This is a genomic window from Rhizobiaceae bacterium (assembly GCA_023953845.1).
Taxonomy (GTDB): Bacteria; Pseudomonadota; Alphaproteobacteria; order Rhizobiales; family Rhizobiaceae; genus Arvimicrobium.
The window spans coordinates 2404686-2421216 of the sequence record JAMLJC010000001.1 but is presented as its reverse complement, the minus strand read 5'-3'; the positions used below and the strand labels follow the sequence as shown (position 1 = coordinate 2421216).

The 16531-nt window shown below is 63.4% G+C and carries 16 protein-coding genes and 1 pseudogene; 7 read left to right on the top strand and 10 right to left on the bottom strand.

Going from position 1 to position 16531, the window contains the following annotated elements; genetic code table 11:
• Nucleotides 1-39 precede the first annotated feature (39 nt).
• The 3 genes from tssB to M9955_11845 form a co-directional block, all read right to left on the bottom strand.
• Complete coding sequence (gene tssB / locus M9955_11855; GenBank protein MCO5082337.1) at nt 40-585, bottom strand: type VI secretion system contractile sheath small subunit; 546 nt, start codon at nt 583-585, stop codon at nt 40-42.
• Nucleotides 586-634: 49 nt separating this feature from the next.
• Nucleotides 635-2005 carry a type VI secretion system ImpA family N-terminal domain-containing protein gene (locus tag M9955_11850; protein MCO5082336.1) on the bottom strand — a complete coding sequence of 457 codons (1371 nt, stop codon included), beginning with the start codon at nt 2003-2005 and terminating at the stop codon, nt 635-637.
• A 68-nt stretch (nt 2006-2073) separates the two neighbouring features.
• Nucleotides 2074-2607, bottom strand: coding sequence for an OmpA family protein (locus M9955_11845; protein MCO5082335.1), 534 nt, complete (start codon nt 2605-2607; stop codon nt 2074-2076).
• A gap of 215 nt (nt 2608-2822) precedes the next feature.
• On the opposite strand from M9955_11845, the gene vgrG reads away from it, so the two are divergent.
• From vgrG to tagH, 3 genes are all read left to right on the top strand, one after another.
• Entirely contained in the window at nt 2823-4721 is a 1899-nt protein-coding gene (vgrG, locus tag M9955_11840) for a type VI secretion system tip protein VgrG (protein ID MCO5082334.1), read from the top strand.
• Nucleotides 4722-5015: 294 nt separating this feature from the next.
• Nucleotides 5016-5567 carry a hypothetical protein gene (locus M9955_11835; protein MCO5082333.1) on the top strand — a complete coding sequence of 184 codons (552 nt, stop codon included), beginning with the start codon at nt 5016-5018 and terminating at the stop codon, nt 5565-5567.
• Nucleotides 5568-5756: 189 nt separating this feature from the next.
• Nucleotides 5757-7136 carry a type VI secretion system-associated FHA domain protein TagH gene (gene tagH / locus M9955_11830; protein ID MCO5082332.1) on the top strand — a complete coding sequence of 460 codons (1380 nt, stop codon included), beginning with the start codon at nt 5757-5759 and terminating at the stop codon, nt 7134-7136.
• A 63-nt stretch (nt 7137-7199) separates the two neighbouring features.
• Here tagH and M9955_11825 read toward each other — a convergent pair whose 3' ends face one another.
• Complete coding sequence (locus M9955_11825) at nt 7200-7553, bottom strand: DUF2200 domain-containing protein (GenBank protein ID MCO5082331.1); 354 nt, start codon at nt 7551-7553, stop codon at nt 7200-7202.
• Nucleotides 7554-7865: 312 nt separating this feature from the next.
• Between M9955_11825 and ugpC the strand changes: the two genes are divergently transcribed.
• The 4 genes from ugpC to M9955_11805 all read left to right on the top strand — a co-directional run bounded on the left by ugpC (nt 7866) and on the right by M9955_11805 (nt 12312).
• Nucleotides 7866-8921 carry a sn-glycerol-3-phosphate ABC transporter ATP-binding protein UgpC gene (gene ugpC / locus M9955_11820; protein ID MCO5082330.1) on the top strand — a complete coding sequence of 352 codons (1056 nt, stop codon included), beginning with the start codon at nt 7866-7868 and terminating at the stop codon, nt 8919-8921.
• Nucleotides 8922-8970: 49 nt separating this feature from the next.
• A complete protein-coding gene (locus M9955_11815; protein MCO5082329.1) occupies nt 8971-10296 on the top strand; it encodes an ABC transporter substrate-binding protein in 1326 nt (441 codons plus the stop codon).
• Between the two features lie 188 nt (nt 10297-10484).
• Nucleotides 10485-11417 carry a sugar ABC transporter permease gene (locus M9955_11810; GenBank protein ID MCO5082328.1) on the top strand — a complete coding sequence of 311 codons (933 nt, stop codon included), beginning with the start codon at nt 10485-10487 and terminating at the stop codon, nt 11415-11417.
• A gap of 49 nt (nt 11418-11466) precedes the next feature.
• Nucleotides 11467-12312, top strand: coding sequence for a carbohydrate ABC transporter permease (locus tag M9955_11805; protein ID MCO5082327.1), 846 nt, complete (start codon nt 11467-11469; stop codon nt 12310-12312).
• Between the two features lie 417 nt (nt 12313-12729).
• Here M9955_11805 and M9955_11800 read toward each other — a convergent pair.
• From M9955_11800 to M9955_11775, 6 genes and pseudogenes are all read right to left on the bottom strand, one after another.
• A pseudogene (locus M9955_11800) lies at nt 12730-12849 on the bottom strand (Hsp20 family protein).
• A gap of 78 nt (nt 12850-12927) precedes the next feature.
• Nucleotides 12928-13473 carry a hypothetical protein gene (locus tag M9955_11795; GenBank protein MCO5082326.1) on the bottom strand — a complete coding sequence of 182 codons (546 nt, stop codon included), beginning with the start codon at nt 13471-13473 and terminating at the stop codon, nt 12928-12930.
• Nucleotides 13470-14018 carry a hypothetical protein gene (locus M9955_11790; protein ID MCO5082325.1) on the bottom strand — a complete coding sequence of 183 codons (549 nt, stop codon included), beginning with the start codon at nt 14016-14018 and terminating at the stop codon, nt 13470-13472. Before M9955_11790 ends, M9955_11795 begins: the two co-directional genes overlap by 4 nt.
• A gap of 291 nt (nt 14019-14309) precedes the next feature.
• The gene (locus M9955_11785) at nt 14310-14867 is read right to left on the bottom strand and encodes a c-type cytochrome (GenBank protein MCO5082324.1); all 558 of its coding nucleotides are present in this window, start codon (nt 14865-14867) and stop codon (nt 14310-14312) included.
• A 21-nt stretch (nt 14868-14888) separates the two neighbouring features.
• Nucleotides 14889-16019: an acetylserotonin O-methyltransferase gene (locus tag M9955_11780; protein ID MCO5082323.1), complete on the bottom strand. Its 1131-nt coding sequence runs from the start codon at nt 16017-16019 to the stop codon at nt 14889-14891.
• Nucleotides 16020-16042: 23 nt separating this feature from the next.
• Nucleotides 16043-16459, bottom strand: a complete 417-nt coding sequence (locus M9955_11775; GenBank protein ID MCO5082322.1) for a nuclear transport factor 2 family protein — start codon at nt 16457-16459, stop codon at nt 16043-16045.
• Nucleotides 16460-16531: the final 72 nt, after the last annotated feature.

The window sequence follows — 16531 nt, the reverse complement described above, 5'->3', positions numbered from 1 at the left end:
TGTTGCAGTCTGTCTATGCGATCGTCATGCCATGCCGGCTCACGTCTCGGCGGCGTCGTCGTCTCCGCCGTTCCCCGCCGACGCACTCTGCGCGCGCCGTTCGTTGAGGGCCTGCATCATTTCCGGGCTGGACAGGAGCTTCTTGAGCTGGTCCTCCGCCGCGGCCTTGCCGTCCATGTAGCGCTGCAGGTTCGCGAGCTGGTTGCGCGCGTCGAGCAGGGCCTTCAGCGCCGGAACCTGCTTCGCCACGCCCGCCGGCGAAAAGTCCTCCATCTTCTTGAAGGTCAGATTGATGCCCATCTGCTCCTTCTCGGAACCGCTCAGCCGGTTGGCGACGCGGTACGTCACCGCGGGCTCTACGCTTTCGAGATAGTCCTCGAAATTGTCCATATCGACATTGGAGAACTTGCGCTGGGAGACCGGCGGCTTCTCGACCTTGGAACTGTTGCCGGAAAGATCGGCCATGATGCCCATCACAAAAGGCAGCTCAACCATCTTGTTGGCGTCGTAAGGATCTTCGTATGCGATCTGTACGCGGGGAGGACGATTGCGCTTGATGAATTTCTGTCCGCTGTCGGAAGACATATGAGGCGCTCCTCTTCATTACCAATGCAATACTTCGGCTCGCACTTTGTCAATTCGTTTTCGGCGCGGCGGACGCAGGTGGCGCCTGCGCCTCCGGTTTTATTAGATCCGCCAGTATCGTCGCGAAATCTCTATTGAGATAAGTCCGTGCCCTGCCGATAAGCATGGGAATTGGACTTGAGGGCTCCCTGGCCTTGAAGAACATGTCGACGCTTGCGATCAGCGCCTCCGCCTCATGCCGGGACGCCACGGAGAATGACTGGGTCTGCCCCTCGCCGTCGGATACGGCGCCGCCATTGATCGCCCGGCCGGTCAGCGCCTTCATCTTGCCCATGTCGAGCCTGAAGGCCGGACCGCCGGTAAAAGTGATCACGGCCTTCGCCGCCGCGTCCGGCATCAGGATCTCCAGCGCCTCGACGAGCGGTTTGCCGACCAGCATGCGCGCCTGATGGATCAGGATCAGCGCGGGCGATGACGGTTCGGCATGGGCGAAATACTGCTCGACCGCCAGCAGCGCCGCGCTCGCCGCAGCGTGGTCGGGCAACGCCAGCGCAGATGCCGGCACGGAGATGGCCTGCTGGTGAGACGCTTCTCCGGCGTCCTCGGCAACCGGGACGGGTTCCGCCTCTTCGCCGGGCGCAGCGGCCACCATGTCGGGGTTCGCGGTTTCGATCAGTTCCCGGATTTGACCGAGCGTCGCGGCGAGGTTGGTGTAGCTGGGGCTGAACTCGTTGCCCGCCTCGGTCACGAATTTCGCGTACATCGTGTCCAGCGCGTCGAGCGCGCCGGTCACGGCGCCATGCAATTCCTCGACGGCGGGACGCGCATCGGGGCTCTGGAACGCGTCAAGAATGTCGGACGCGTCGATCTTGCGGTCATCGGGACGGGCTGTCAGCGTGCCATTGGCGATGAGATGGTCGCGCAGGCTGACGCCGCCCGATTTGCGGCTGACGACCAGCGGCGCGTAGCCGAGCGGCAGCAACACGGAAGATTGATCGTCGAGCCCCGACAACGTGTTCTGGCGCATGGTGAAATCGCCGTCCACGCCGCGCGGATGGACGCCGTCCCAATGCCGGTCCACCAGCAGGGCCATGGCCTGCAAATCCTCGCAGAAGCCGACGATCTGGCCGGCCAGGCAATGGAAGCGTGCGTCCAGCGTGAGAAGGCGCAGGTCGAGCGTCCTCCCCAGCAAGGCCGCAATCGCCTTCGTCTCGGTTTTCAAATCGATCTTCGTCCGGTCGAACGGCACGTATCGCGCATTGTTCAGCGGCGCGTTGGGATCGCGCTGGTAGAAGCTCTCGGGAATGCGGCCCGCCGCCGAGAGCACGTAATTGAGATAGGCGTCGTCGCCTTCCTCATCGAGGTCGGGACCGCAGGGCTCCTCCGCGGAAATCGGCGTCGCAATCTTGTCAAACCGCATCGGTCCGATCCCTAAGAAAAAAGGCGTCCGAACTTCTGGACGCCTCGCACGGAGCGACGGTTGCGCCGCTACTGCAATTGCAGCCGCATCTCCACCCTCCGGTTGACGGGGTCGTAGGGATTGGCGACACGCGGATCGCTTTCGCCCTTCCCGATCGCCGTCAGCCTGTTGGCCTCGATGCCGTTCGCCAGCAGAAACGCACTCACCGATTGAGCCCGTCGCTGGGAAAGTCCTTCATTGTAGCTCGCCGCGCCCGACGCGTCCGTATAGCCTTCCACGAGGAAGGAATGCGATTTCAGACGATTGTCCTGCAGCGCCTTGGCGAATTCCGCCAGCTTGGCGCGCGCATCGGGTGTCAGCTCGGCGGAGTCCAGATCGAAGTTGATCAACATATCGAGTCCCGCCTGCGCCGCGCTCGTCGCAGCGGCGTTCTTGGACTTGCATTCTTCTTCCGTGCCGACGCAGATGCCGCGGGATGCACCAAGATCGGCCGCCTGACCGAAGAACTTGATGATATCTTCAGACGACTGCGCCTGCTGGGCAAAGCCGGGCGTAACGCCCAACGCGCCGGTGAGCAGCAGAAAAACGGTTAGCACGCGCATGACATGCCTCCATGGTGACAAGTCTAACCTTGCAGAGACAGGCTTGGTGAGAATAAGTCTTGTTGCCTGAATGTGTCAACAAGAGTGAGGCGAGCATCGGGCGGGAGCGCATATTATAGTTGCCGCGCAAACGAAATGACACCGCGCCCGCAACATTCTATGAATCGCATGTCGCGCCTATCGACTTTGTCGAGCCAACCTGACAGGGGGTTCCAATGGCCAGCCCGTACAAGCAGGACCGCGGCCTTTGCGAGTTCCATACGCCGCTGGGCGAGGACGAGCTCGTCGTCCGGCGCTTCGAGGCTGTCGAGGGGATCAGCGAGCTCTTCGAATATCGCGTCGACGCCATAAGCCATGGCAAGGAGCCCGACTTCGACAAGATCATCGGCCGCAACTGCACCGTCGTCCTGAAGTCGTCAAAGGACGACAAGCGCTATTTCGACGGCATACTGACCGAGGTGGAGCTCGTCGGCATCGAGGACCGGGATTTCATCTACAGGCTGGTCCTGCGGCCGTGGCTATGGCTGCTTTCCAAGCGCACGAACTGCCTGATCTTCCATGAGAAGACCGCGCCGGAGATCATCGACATGATCTTCAGGGAAAACGCCGATTTCGCCCATGCGCAGCAGAAACTGGAGGACGACTATCCGGTCAAGGAATACTGCGTCCAGTATCGCGAGAGCGACATGGATTTCGTCTGCCGGCTGATGGAAGAGGCCGGAATCAGCTACCACTTCGTCCACGAGAAGGGCAGGCATACGCTCGTCATGGGCGACAGCATGGCGGCGTACAAGGATGTGCCCCGCTCGCGCCGACGTTTCGTGCCGACCGAGCAGCGGCACTGGCGCGACGCCGAGCATTTCAACGTCTGGCGGCCCGGGCGGCGCTTCACCGCGGGCAAGGCGACGCTGGAGGAATACGACTTCAAGAAGCCGACCGCCTCCCTGCGCAGCGAAAAGACGAAGTCCAACAAGCATGCCGCCGGCGAGCTGGAACTCTTCGACTATCCGGGGAAGTACACGAAGCAGAAGGACGGCGACAAGCTGGTCAACTGGAGGCTGGAACGCGAGCAGGCCATTGACAGGCACGTGTTCTCGACCGGCACCTGCATGACCTGCGAGCCCGGCCAGCTGGTGACGCTCACCGATCATCCCGGCGCGGAACACAACCAGCAATATCTCATCCTGCGCGCCATCCACTCCTTCGAATCCCATCACTACGGCAGCACCGCCAGCGATCTGGGCGACGGCTATACGGTCAGCCATGAGCTGATGTCGTCGAAGCGGCCCTACGCCCCCCCGCCCGTCACGCCGATGCCGCGCGTCCATGGCCCGCAGACCGCGACCGTGGTCGGCGACGGGGAGATCGACTGCGACGAGTATGGCCGCATCCTCGTGCGCTTCCACTGGGACCGCGCCGACGACCAGTCGATGCGCGTTCGGGTCGGCCAGGTCTGGGCCGGGCAGAAATGGGGCGGCATCTTCACGCCGCGCGTCGGCATGGAGGTGATCGTCGACCATCTCGAGGGCGACCCCGACCAGCCCATCGTCATCGGCACCGTCTACAACAAGGAGAACATGCCGCCCTACGATCTCCCCGGGGAGAGGAACAAGTCGGGGTGGAAATCCCAATCCACGCCGAATGCGCCGGCCGGCTACAACGAGATCATGATGGACGACAGCGTGGGCGACGAACTCGTCCAGGTCCACGCCCAGAAGGATCTCGACACCGTGGTCGAGCAGGAGGAGACGCGAAAGGTCGGCCTCAACCGCACCACCAACGTCCAGGTCAACGACACGCTCGACGTCGGCGTGCAGCTTGCCATGTCGGCCAACGTGCAGATCTCTCTCACCTGCGGCGCGAGCAGCATCGTCATGACGCCGGCCTCGATCAGCATTTCCTCGCCGGTGATCAACATCACCGCGCAGGCCGCGCTGAACGTGAACTCGGGCGTCGCCATGAACGTACAGACAGGCGTCGCGCTGAACGTCCAGGCCGGCGTCGCCATACAGGCCATGTCGGGCGTGGCGACCTCCAGCATCGCCGGCGTCGTCAACGAACTGAAGAGCCCGATCATCAAGATCACCGGCATACCGATCATCACACCCGTCTGACCATGTCTCAATCTCAGGGTTAGGACCTACCAATATGATCGAAATGGCGCCTGAAACGGCAAAGAGATGCAAGGAGAAGTCCGAGGGTCGATGGGGTTCCATCGGCCGAGGAGTTCGACGCGGCAGGTCGAAGCCGTTTCGGCGTCCTCCGGATGTGGTCCATTTGGCCGGCTACCTCGTCGCGAAGGCTCGACAATGGTCAACATTGCCTTCGCCTTCGCTCCTCGTATCCAGCAAATGACCTCACACCATTTCGACCATATTGGTAGGTCCTGACCCTAGGGCATTCGCGCGATGGCTCCCAGACTCCGGTTCAACACCGCCAGAGAACTCTTCGAGGCTTTCCCGACAGCGTTGCAGGACATGAAGGCCCGGCCGACCGACGAGCCGTCCATCGCCTTCTGCAGGGCCCAGCTCGCCGGCAAGGTGCCGGAGGACGCCGTCACCTTCTGCGCTTATCTGCTGTCGCGCCGCGTCGCCGTCTGGTGGGGCCACGAATGCCTCAGCCAGTTGCCGGACCTGCTGGACGAGCAGGATCGGCGCATGCTGGAACTTGCCCGCGACTGGGTCAGCGAGCCCGAGGAGGAACGGCGCTACGCGGCGCTGACGGAGGGGATGGCCGCACGGGAAAAGACGCCGGGCGTCTGGCTGGCGCTCGCCGCCGGATGGAGCGGCGGCAGCATCGCGCCGCGCGACGCGGAGCCGGTGCCTTCGCAACCCTTCTTCACGCCGAAGGCGGTGAATGCAGGCATCCTTTTCATGCTTGCGCGCGTGCCGATGGCCGACCGCAGCGCGGTGCTTTCAGGTTTCGTCGAGATGGGCATCAGCCTTGCCGAAACGTCGTGACGCAGACCGGGACGCCGAGAACAGATGCGGATGCTCATCACCGACTGAGAGAGTCACGCCGGCATGCGAAGACAGCTGCGGCCGGCCTGCCCCGAGCCCTCCGATACGCATCTCGCGGATGCGCGGTTCACCGGTCTATCGCGCCCGATGCCAAACAAATGATCCAATCCGGTCGGACATCTCTCCAGCATGACGATTACGCTCACCATCGATAACATCGATTCGCTGCCGGACGGCGGCCCGACGCGCTACCAGACGCGCAACCGCAGCTTCGAGATCGGACGCGAACAGCATCTCGACTGGACGCTGCCCGATCCGGGCCGCTACATTTCCGGCCGCCATTGCGAAATCCGCTACGAGAACGATGGCTACTGGCTCTACGACATTTCGACCAACGGCGTTTTCGTCAACGGCTCCTCGCAGCGGGTGAAGAGCCCGTACAGGCTGGAAAACGGCGAGCGCCTGGCGATCGGCCACTACATCATCAATGTGGCGATCGAACACGAGCAGCGTACGGCGGAGGCGGAGAGGCCGGCCGCCTCGCCTGCGCCGCCGCCTGCCGGCGGCGACATATGGAGCCTCGACGCGCCGGCGCCCTCGCCGGTCGATCGCCGCGAATTCCTGCCCCCGGCAGCAGGCCGCCGGGAGGCGGATTTCTCCAACCAGTTCCTGGAATTTCCCGACATCCAGCCGCCTCCGCCCGAACCGTCGCGCGGCGCATCGCCATGGGAGACGCCCGGCACGCCCCCGCCGCCCGCATCGAAGCCGGCGCGGGCGGATCCGTTCGTCGATCCCGCGGCCGAGGCATCGCCGCCTCCATTCGCCTCGCCGGACGAAACGCCGCCACCGGTCAATCCGGCGGCCATGCGGCCGATGCCCGGGCCCGTCGAGCGCCCGCTGCCGGGCGTGCGCATACAGCCTGTCTCTCCGGCGCAGGCAGGCGCGTCACCCCCCGGCAGGCCTGCAACGGCATCGAGATCGGGCACGGAAGCGGTTCGGTTTCTCGACGCCTTCGCAGCCGGAGCCGGCATTTCGCCGGACGCCCTGCGCAGCCGCGATCCCGACCAGCTCGCACAAGAGATCGGCGAGGCGATCCGCCTGACGGTCGACAATCTGCGGCAATTGCTGAAAGCGCGCGCGGCCGCGAAAGCCATGACCAAGAGCGCCAGCCGCACCATGATCAGCGCCTCCGACAACAATCCGCTGAAATTCGTTCCGGGCACGGCGGAGGCCATAGAGGTCATGTTCGCGCACAACCGCCCCGGATATCTTCACGCGGCGCGCAGCGTCGAAGACGGTTTCGGCGATCTGAAACGACATGAACTGGCGACCTACGCCGCCATGCAGAAGGCCCTGTCGAGGCTGATGGACGAATTCGCCCCGGAAACGTTCGAGCAGAAAGCCGCCGGCGGCGCCTTCGCCTCGAAGAAGAGCCGCGCCTGGGACCTTTTCGCGGCGAAATGGACGGAACGGAACGCAGGCGAGAACGGTCTGCTCGACGTGTTCCTCACCTATTTCGCCGAAGCCTACGACGAGGCCGCCGGCAAACAGCAGGCGAGCCGGTCCTGATTCTGCGACAGCGCCTTCGAGCGGGGTGAGGCAGAGCGAACGCCGCGTGGCGACCGTGCGGAATCAGCTCTTCCGCAGGATCTTGTCCATCGCTTTTCCCCGCGCCAACTCGTCGATGAGCTTATCCAGATAGCGAATTTCCCGCATGGTCGGCTCCTCGATGTCCTCCACCCGAATGCCGCAAACAACGCCCTTGATCATGGTTCGCGAAGGATTGGGTTCAGGAGCCTCTGCGAAGAATGTTTCCAGGTCGGTTTTTTGGTCGAGCCGGGTTTGCAGCGCCGTCTGGTCATAGCCCGTCAACCAAAGGATGATCTGATCGACCTCGGCTTTCGTGCGTCTCTTTTTCTCGGCTTTCGCAATGTAATGAGGATAAACGCTCGCGAAGCTGATCGTGTAGATTCTGTGCCTTGCCATGGACATCCTGCTCCCGGGTTCCCCGCTCAGCCGCCCGGGAAGAATGACCCGGCCGCTCCGCAAACCTCCGCCCATGGCCCTGAATAGCAATTTTGTTACCGCAAACGCCAGCAGCGCCGACGCACGGTTCCGCCCGCTTTCGGGTTGGCCACGACGATTGCATACGACTAATTTGCAACATGCCGGACGTCGCCGGTTGCTTTACAGGTGGCCTTGGTAGCGCTACCGCTTGAAGGCGCGATGTCGGGAGGAGACCGAAACCGCGCGTCAGGCCGCCAAAAAAAGCGTGCCGCGAAGCAGTCGGGAGGAATCATGGCGTCAGTCGCCATTCGCGAGGTCTACAAGTCGTTCGGCGCAACGCAGATCCTGCACGGGGTCAGCGTCGATATCAGCGACGGCGAGTTCGTCACGCTGGTCGGCCCGTCCGGCTGCGGAAAATCGACGCTTCTGCGCATGATCGCCGGTCTCGAGAGCATCTCGCGCGGAGAGATCGTCATCGGCGGCAAGGTCGTCAACAATGTCGCGCCCAAGGAGCGCGACATCGCCATGGTGTTCCAGAACTACGCGCTCTACCCGCACATGACGGTAAGGCAGAACATGGCGTTCTCGCTGATGCTGAAGAACGCGCCGAAAGCCGACAGCGACGCGCGTGTCGCCCGCGCGGCGGAAATCCTGAGCCTTACCCCGCTGCTCGACCGCTATCCGCGCCAGCTTTCGGGCGGCCAGCGTCAGCGCGTCGCCATGGGCCGCGCCATCGTGCGCAATCCGCAGGTGTTCCTGTTCGACGAGCCGCTGTCCAATCTCGACGCCAAGCTGCGCGTCCAGATGCGCGCCGAGATCAAGGAACTGCACCAGCGGCTGAAGACGACCACGGTCTACGTCACGCACGATCAGATCGAGGCGATGACGATGGCCGACAAGATCGTCGTCATGCATGACGGTATCGTCGAGCAGATCGGCAAGCCGCTGGAGCTTTACGACAGGCCGAACAATCTCTTCGTCGCGAGCTTCATCGGCTCGCCGGCGATGAACCTGCTCAAGGGGCGTCTCGGCGCCGGCGGCTTCGAGGCCGAAGGCGACGTTTCCATGCCGCTCGCTGCAACCGTCAACGGGCAACCGGGCGCCGAGGTCGTTCTGGGAATCCGGCCGGAGCACCTCAGGCTTTCCGACAACGGCTTTCCCGTGACCGTGGCCGTGGTCGAGCCCACCGGCTCGGAAGTGCAGGTGATCGGCCGGACGGCAGGCGGCGCCGAGATCGTCGCCAACTTCCGCGACCGTCATGACTTCGCGCCGGGCGATACGATCCGCCTCAGCGCCGAACCGCATCTCATCCATCTCTTCAAGGGGGATAGCGGCACGCGCCTTTGAGTGCGTCGCTTCGACAAATGCCTATCGATCAAGCTGGAGGAAACGACTGATGAAATTCACGAGACGCGATGTGATCCGCACGACTGCCGGGGTCGCCGCCGGCGCCGTCGGCAGCCGCCTGCTCGGCACGCCCGCCTATGCGCAAAGCGCGCCGACCTACACGCCCGAGCAGGGTGCCAGCCTGCGCGTCCTGCGCTGGTCGCCCTTCGTGCAGGGAGACGAGGATTCCTGGATCGCCAACACCAAGAAGTTCACGGACGCCACCGGCGTGCAGGTCCGCATCGACAAGGAGAGCTGGGAGGACATTCGTCCGAAAGCGGCGGTCGCGGCCAATGTCGGCTCGGGCCCGGACATCATGTGGGTATGGTTCGACGATGCCCACCAGTACCCCGAGAAGCTGATGGACGTCACCGAACTCGCCGACTATCTCGGCAACAAGTATGGTGGCTGGTACGAGGGTGGAAAGGGCTACGCCACCAAGGACGGCAAGTTCATCGGCCTGCCGCTGGCGGCCATCGGCAACGCCATCGTCTATCGCGAAAGCTGGGTGAAGGAAGCCGGCTTCAACGAGTTCCCGAAGGATACGGCCGGCTTCCTCGAACTCTGCAAGGCGTTGCAGGCCAAGGGCCATCCGGCTGGCTTCACCCACGGCCACGGCGTCGGCGACGGCAACAACTATGCCCACTGGCTGCTGTGGAGCCATGGCGGCAAGATGGTCGACGAGAGCGGCAAGGTCGTCATCAACAGCCCCGAGACGCTGAAATCCATCGAATATGCGATGGAGCTCTACAAGACCTTCATCCCGGGCACGGAAAGCTGGCTCGACGTCAACAACAACCGCGCCTTCCTGGCCGGCGAGCTGTCCGTCATCGCCAACGGCATCTCGGCCTACCGGACGGCGCAGATCAACAAGGACAACGATCCGAAGCTCGCCGAGATCGCCAAGGACATCCGTTGCGTGAACCTGCCGATCGGCCCGGTCGGGCAATCGGTGGAGCTGCACCAGACCACCACGGCCGTGATCTTCAACTACACGCCCTATCCGAATGCGGCCAAGGCCTACCTGCAGTTCATGTTCGAAAAGGAGCAGATGGCCGACTGGATCGAGAAGTCGCTCGGCTATTGCTGCCAGTCGCTCAAGGCCTATGCCGACAATCCGGTGTGGACGTCGGACCCCAACGCCGCCGCCTATTCCAGGGCGTCCGAGACGCTGCGCCCGAACGGCTACGCCGGCCCGCTGGGCTACGCTTCGGCCGCCACCATGGCGGACTATGTGCTGGTGGACATGTATGCCCGCGCGGTCACCGGTCAGGCGACGCCGCAGGAAGCCATGGAAGAGGCCGAGAAACGCGCGAACCGCTATTATCGGGTCTAGCGAGAGTCTTTTCACCGCTTTGCGGTGAGAACGGCTCCGCACAGGCCCGGAGCCTGGCGCAGGGCAACCGCCTCGAAGACGAGAGTGTTGCCATTCGCCCTGCCGAAATCCCCGTCCCGAGGGACGGGGGTCGGTGTCGACGCCGCTCTTACAGATCGGCGCGGTTGCAACGATAAAGCGGGCCGGAGATGGCTACAGAGACGATCACGCCAACACCCTCTCGCTTCAAGGCGCTGGCGGAGAGCCGCGGCTGGCTGGCCTTCTGGTTCATGCTGCCGGCGGCTGTCCTGCTGCTCGTCTTCCTCACCTATCCGCTCGGACTCGGCGTCTGGCTGGGCTTCACCGACACGCGCGTCGGCCGGCCCGGCATCTTCATCGGGCTGGAGAACTACGAGTATCTCTGGGAAGACTCGGTCTTCTGGCTCTCCGTCTTCAACACCGTCCTCTACACGACAGTGGCGTCGGTGCTGAAATTCGTCCTCGGCCTTTGGCTTGCGCTGCTGCTCAACGAGAACCTGCCTTTCAAATCGTTCTTCCGCGCCATCGTGCTGCTGCCGTGGGTCGTCCCCACCGTCCTTTCCGCCATCGCCTTCTGGTGGATCTACGATTCCCAGTTCTCGATCATCTCTTGGGCGCTGATCGAAATGGGCATCATCGACAGCCGCATCAATTTCCTCGGCGATCCGAACAATGCCCGCGCCTCCGTCATCGCCGCCAATGTCTGGCGCGGCATCCCGTTCGTCGCCATCACGCTGCTGGCCGGTCTTCAGACCATACCGCAGTCGCTCTACGAGGCGGCGACGCTGGACGGTGCCTCGCGCTGGAAGCTGTTCCGCTACGTCACGCTGCCGCTGCTGACGCCCATCATCGCCATCACCATGACCTTCTCGGTGCTGTTCACCTTCACCGATTTCCAGCTGATCTACGTGCTGACGCGCGGCGGTCCGGTAAATGCCACGCATCTGATGGCGACGCTCTCCTTCCAGCGCGGCATTTCCGGCGGCCTGCTCGGCGAGGGCGCGGCGATCGCGGTCGCCATGATCCCGTTCCTGCTGGCCGCGATCCTTTTCAGCTATTTCGGCTTGCAACGCCGCAAATGGCAGCAGGGCGGAGGCGACTGAGATGGCGACCAGCGACACGCGCACCGGCGTCACCGGCGACGAAGGCGGCATGGGCTATCTGGAAAGCCTGCCGCGCCGCGTCGTCACCCTCTATCTGCCGCTGGCGATCTTCGTCTTCGTGCTGCTGTTTCCGTTCTACTGGATGGCGATCACGGCGGTGAAGCCGAACGAGCAGATGACGAACTTCAACGACTACAGCCCGTTCTGGGTGATCAACCCGACGCTCGAGCACATACGCTACCTGCTGTTCGATACGTCCTATCCGGGCTGGCTGCTCAACACGGTGCTGATCTCCGTCGCCGCGACCTTCCTGTCGCTGCTGGCGGCGGTCTTCGCCGCCTATGCGATCGAGCGCCTGCGCTTCTCCGGCTCGCGGCAGGTCGGCCTCGCCATCTTCCTCGCCTATCTGGTGCCGCCTTCGATCCTCTTCATCCCGCTGTCGGTGATGGTGTTCAATCTCGGCCTTTACGACACGCCCTTCGCGCTTATCCTCACCTACCCGACTTTCCTCGTGCCCTTCTGCACTTGGCTGCTGATGGGCTATTTCCGCTCGATCCCGTTCGAGCTTGAGGAGTGCGCGCTGATCGACGGCGCCAGCCGCTGGCAGATCCTGACCAAGATTATCCTGCCGCTGTCGGTGCCCGGACTGATCTCGGCGGGCATCTTCGCCTTCACGCTGTCGTGGAACGAGTTCATCTACGCGCTGACCTTCATCCAGTCGTCCGAGAACAAGACCGTGCCTGTCGGCGTGCTTACCGAACTCGTGCGCTCCGACGTCTACGAATGGGGCGCGCTGATGGCCGGCGCGCTGATCGGCTCGCTGCCGGTCGTGATCCTCTATTCCTTCTTCGTCGATTACTACGTCTCGTCGATGACCGGAGCCGTCAAGGAGTAGCCCGGCCATTCCGGCAACGCGGCCGCGGGTCAGGCGGCTATAGCCGGCCTTGCATCCGGCCCGCGATCGTTGATGCTGACGTTCAAGCCGGGGCGGCAGCACGCGCTACAAAATCAATGACTTAAGCGATTTCAAGCGTTCGCTTGAAGAGTGGCGCGCCGGAGAGAAGCGGCGTGCGCCATGCCTAGCTATTGAATTCTATAGTCTTTTTCTACGTCGATGCAGCAATAATGTAGCATTTAAGCTTAACATGCTTAAGCTTTCCCAGAAGGATCACCGCCGATTTGTCCCGCTCCGCGCTGTAAATAAAGCGAGCCGCGCCTCTCGCCACACTGGTGCCGGACAGCCGAAGGTTGTGCTTCTATAAGAGGGCGGACGACCCAGGAGGCCATGCTGCCCGTCCCAGGTCGTCTTAGCTCAGCGCCTGATTTCGATACGCTTCGCCTGCGACTGCGCTTTTGCTGTCTTGGGCAGGATCATGCTCAGCACACCGTTCCTGAAGCGGGCATCGACCTTGTCCTCCTCCACCTCGTAGGTCCCTGAAGTCGGACCAGCCCGTCAGGACCAGTGTGGCGACGAACAGGGCGAGCACGATGCCGAGCCAGACGACATGCTTCATGGCTCGAGCCTCAGCATGTCCTGCTTTTCCGGCGGGGCAGCCGGCGCGGGAAGGCGCACGGCGCTGTCCAGGATCGGATCGCCCTGCGCCATCAGCACCAGCGCCCCGCCGGCGATCTCGTCTTCGGGCAGCTCGAACACCGCACGCACCCTGTCTTCCAGTCCCGGCTGGAACCAGGCGGTAGGCAGGTCGCGCGGCGCGTTCTCGATGCGGACCGTCTGGCTGTATTGCCGTCCCGTCGCGCCGAGCCAGATCGCTTCGACCTGCCGCGATTCCTTGCGGGCCGCGATGGAAATCTCGGCGACAAGGAACGTCGCGGATGTGTCGCGAACGATGTCCGCGCCAAAGGCCGGATAGGAAATCTCGCCGGCCGAGCTGAGGCCGGCCAGTTTCGCCGTGAACAGCCGTCCCCGTCCGACGCCGTTCTCGTCGGCACCGACGCCGAAGGGCTGGAAGCTGCTGTTGTAGTCCGGCAGCGTGTTCATCATCACCCCGAAGCCGACTCCGAGCAGAACGGCCAGCAGATTGGCGAGATGCGTCATGCGCCGCACTCCGGCCGCGCGATCAGCACACCAGTCGGATAGGGCAGAAGCCAACTCGCCTTTGCATAGAGATTATCCTTGAGCTTGAATTGCTCCGCGGAGAATTCGATGGTCACGTCCTGCTCGCGCCAGCCTTCGGGGATGTTCCAGACGATCGAGATATCCTCGGCTATGCGCGGCTGGAGTTGTCTCAGACGCGCCTTGTCGCGGTCGAGATAGACCTCAGGCTCGGGAAATCTTGCCCCGCCCGAGGAAAGGGCGGGCAGCGTTTCCGGAAAGCCGAATACCGCGATCTGGCTTGCGCCGGTCGCATTCTCCAGCCGGCCCGCGAGAACGAGTTTCCGCCCGCCCGCGTCGCCGGCCGTCGGAAAAGGCGCGGCGTTTTCGATGGCCAGCCTTCTCGGCGTGAACACCGCGCGCCCCACCTTGACGGGTTGATCAAAGGCAATCTGCGTCGGCGCATCCGGAGCGCGCGCTTCCTCAACCTTCATCCACCATGTCGCGGCAATGGCGGCGATGACGCCGATCGCAGCGGCTATCCGCACCCGTATCCGACGGAATGCGGAACTCAGCAAGGGTCGAACCATGGCGACATAAAAGCGAAAGCTCCGCGCAGATTCAACCCGGCTGGCGATGGCCCTCAGCTTGGCCGGAATGAGGTCTCGGAAGCCACCAGTTCTGTGTGACTGCGCTGGGGTGGTTTTTCTGCCTGTCCGCTTCCGCGTGATGGAGTGAAGAAGCGGACGTTCAGACAGGCGCTGCGACGGTTCGGCGGCGACAATGCCGTGCTCGGGGAGGGTGGGGCTCCTTTCCCGAACTGATGCGAGGAGCCGACCTCATTGCTTCGCCGGCGGCACGAACTTCATCACGAACGAAGTCGGCGCCTCGCCCGGTCCGAACGGTCCGGGCACCTTGTTGCTTACCGGCGGCAGGCTCTTGAGATAGGCTGCGATCGCCTGGGCATCAGCATCGGTGAGTTCCGCGAGTGCGGCCCATGGCATGATCGGAGCGAGCGTGCGTCCGTCGGGGCGCTCGCCTGTCCGGATCGCCGTGACGATATCACGCTCGCTCCAGCGCCCGAGACCCGTCGCATCATCGGGCGTGAGGTTGGGGCCGTAGAAAACCCCGAGCCCCGGGATCTCGAAGCCGACCTCGGAGCCGCCGAGGTGACGCGTCGTGTCCGGCTTGCCAAGGAAATGTCCCGGCGTGTGGCAATCGGTGCAACTCCCGATGGCCACCAGATATCTCCCCCGTTCGACCAGCTTGCTGTCAGCGGCGCCGGCAGGCGGCGATCCGATCGCCGCTGCCAGCGCCGTGAATGCTGCGGGCAACACCCGCCTGGTCACCTGCGACGCCACGCGCGCCACGGCAGATCCGAAGTTGTCAATGCTCACGATTTCCTCCGTCTCCTGGCTCTAGGGCTTGCGGCCGATTACGGCTCCGTTGACGCCCGGCGCGTCGAACCAAACCGTCTCGATCTCGTGAAAGCCGGCTTCCTCCAGCCAGGCCACATATTCGGCCGGCGTATAGTTTCGACCTCCTTCCGTCTCGATCAGCATGTTGAGGCTCATCAGCGCAGCCGGCACCGGTCCGGTCTTTTCGTCATTGACGAGAAGCTCGGCGATGACAACTGCGCCGCCGCTCGGCAAAGCCTCGAATGACCGGCTGAGCAAGGCACGGTTCTTCGCCTCGTCCCAGTCGTGCAGGACCATCGACAGGAGATGCACGTCGTAGCCATCAGGCACGCCGTCGAAGAAGCTGCCGCCGACGGCGTCCACTCGGTCGGCCAGGCCGGCCTCGGCGATCTTGCCCGCCGCGATCTCGGCCACATGCGGCAGCTCGAACACGGTCGCGCGGAGCTCCCCATACTGCTTGCAGAGCTCGATGTCGTAGGCGCCCGATCCGCCGCCAATGTCGAGCAGCCGGCGGAAACGGCTAAAGTCCACGGCCTCGCCCAGCTTGCGGGCGCTCATGGTGGACAGCGAATGCATCGCTTCCCAGAAATACGCCAGCATCTTGGGGTCGGCGCCGTCGAAGATCGAGGCTTGCGTATCCGGATCCCATGTGGTCGGACGGTTCGTGCGTAGCGCTTCGTTAAGTTTGCCCCATCCGGCATAGAGCCGCTTGTCGGCCATCTCCACCCAGCCGCCGAAATAGTACGGATTTCCGCGGACGAGATAGGCTTCGCTGAGCGCGGTATTGCGATAGCGCCCGTCCACCTTTTCCAGGAGCCCTAGGGCGGCGCAGCCCGTCAACAGCATTTCGGCGGGACGCGGCTGCAGGCCGAGCGTCTCGACCAGTTCGGCGGCCGTCGTGCTTGCCCCACCGGCGAGACGGTTGAACAGGTCGAGGTCGTGCGCGGCCGCCAAGGTCTTGAAAGCCCAGAAGCCGGTCGACAGCGCCATCAGCGGAACAGCGGAAGGAAGCTCAGGTGCGGCGGTGTGCGGCCGGGCGGCAACGTTCAGGTCCGGCCCGAACGGAATCCAATTGGGATGCTCGCGGGCAAGCGTTGTCGTGCGCGCAGCAGCGCGCTGATGGTTGGACATGGTGTATTCCTCAGTATTGACGGTTAATTCGCAGCTTCGATGGCCCACGCCGGATCTGCGCCCGCAGGGTGATCGATGAAGAACACCCATGTTCCATCGGGCAGCCTGCGGTGCACTTCCATGCCGTGATGATGGAGCTCGGTCGGCTTGCCTTCCTGGTCCGTGCCCCGGATACTCCATTGCGAACGTGTCATTGCAAAATCGCCGGCAACGGTCGTGTGATGGGTGATGACGTCCATGTGTGGCTTCATGCCGATATAGGCTGCCATCGTCTCGCGGATGCCCTCAGCGCCCTGCGCGACTTGTCCGCCGCCATGCACGTCGTCGATCTGAACGACGGATGCTTCGGGGTGATACATTGCCGCCGCCGCTTCGACGTCCTGCGCGTTGAAGGCTCGTGCCAGCCAAAGGTTGCAGAGTTCCGGTGAGGGTGCGCCCATATCATTTTCCTTTCGCCGATGAATGGTCGTTGGCCGTTGCACTATCCTGGCCAGTTCATTCATGAGGTGGGC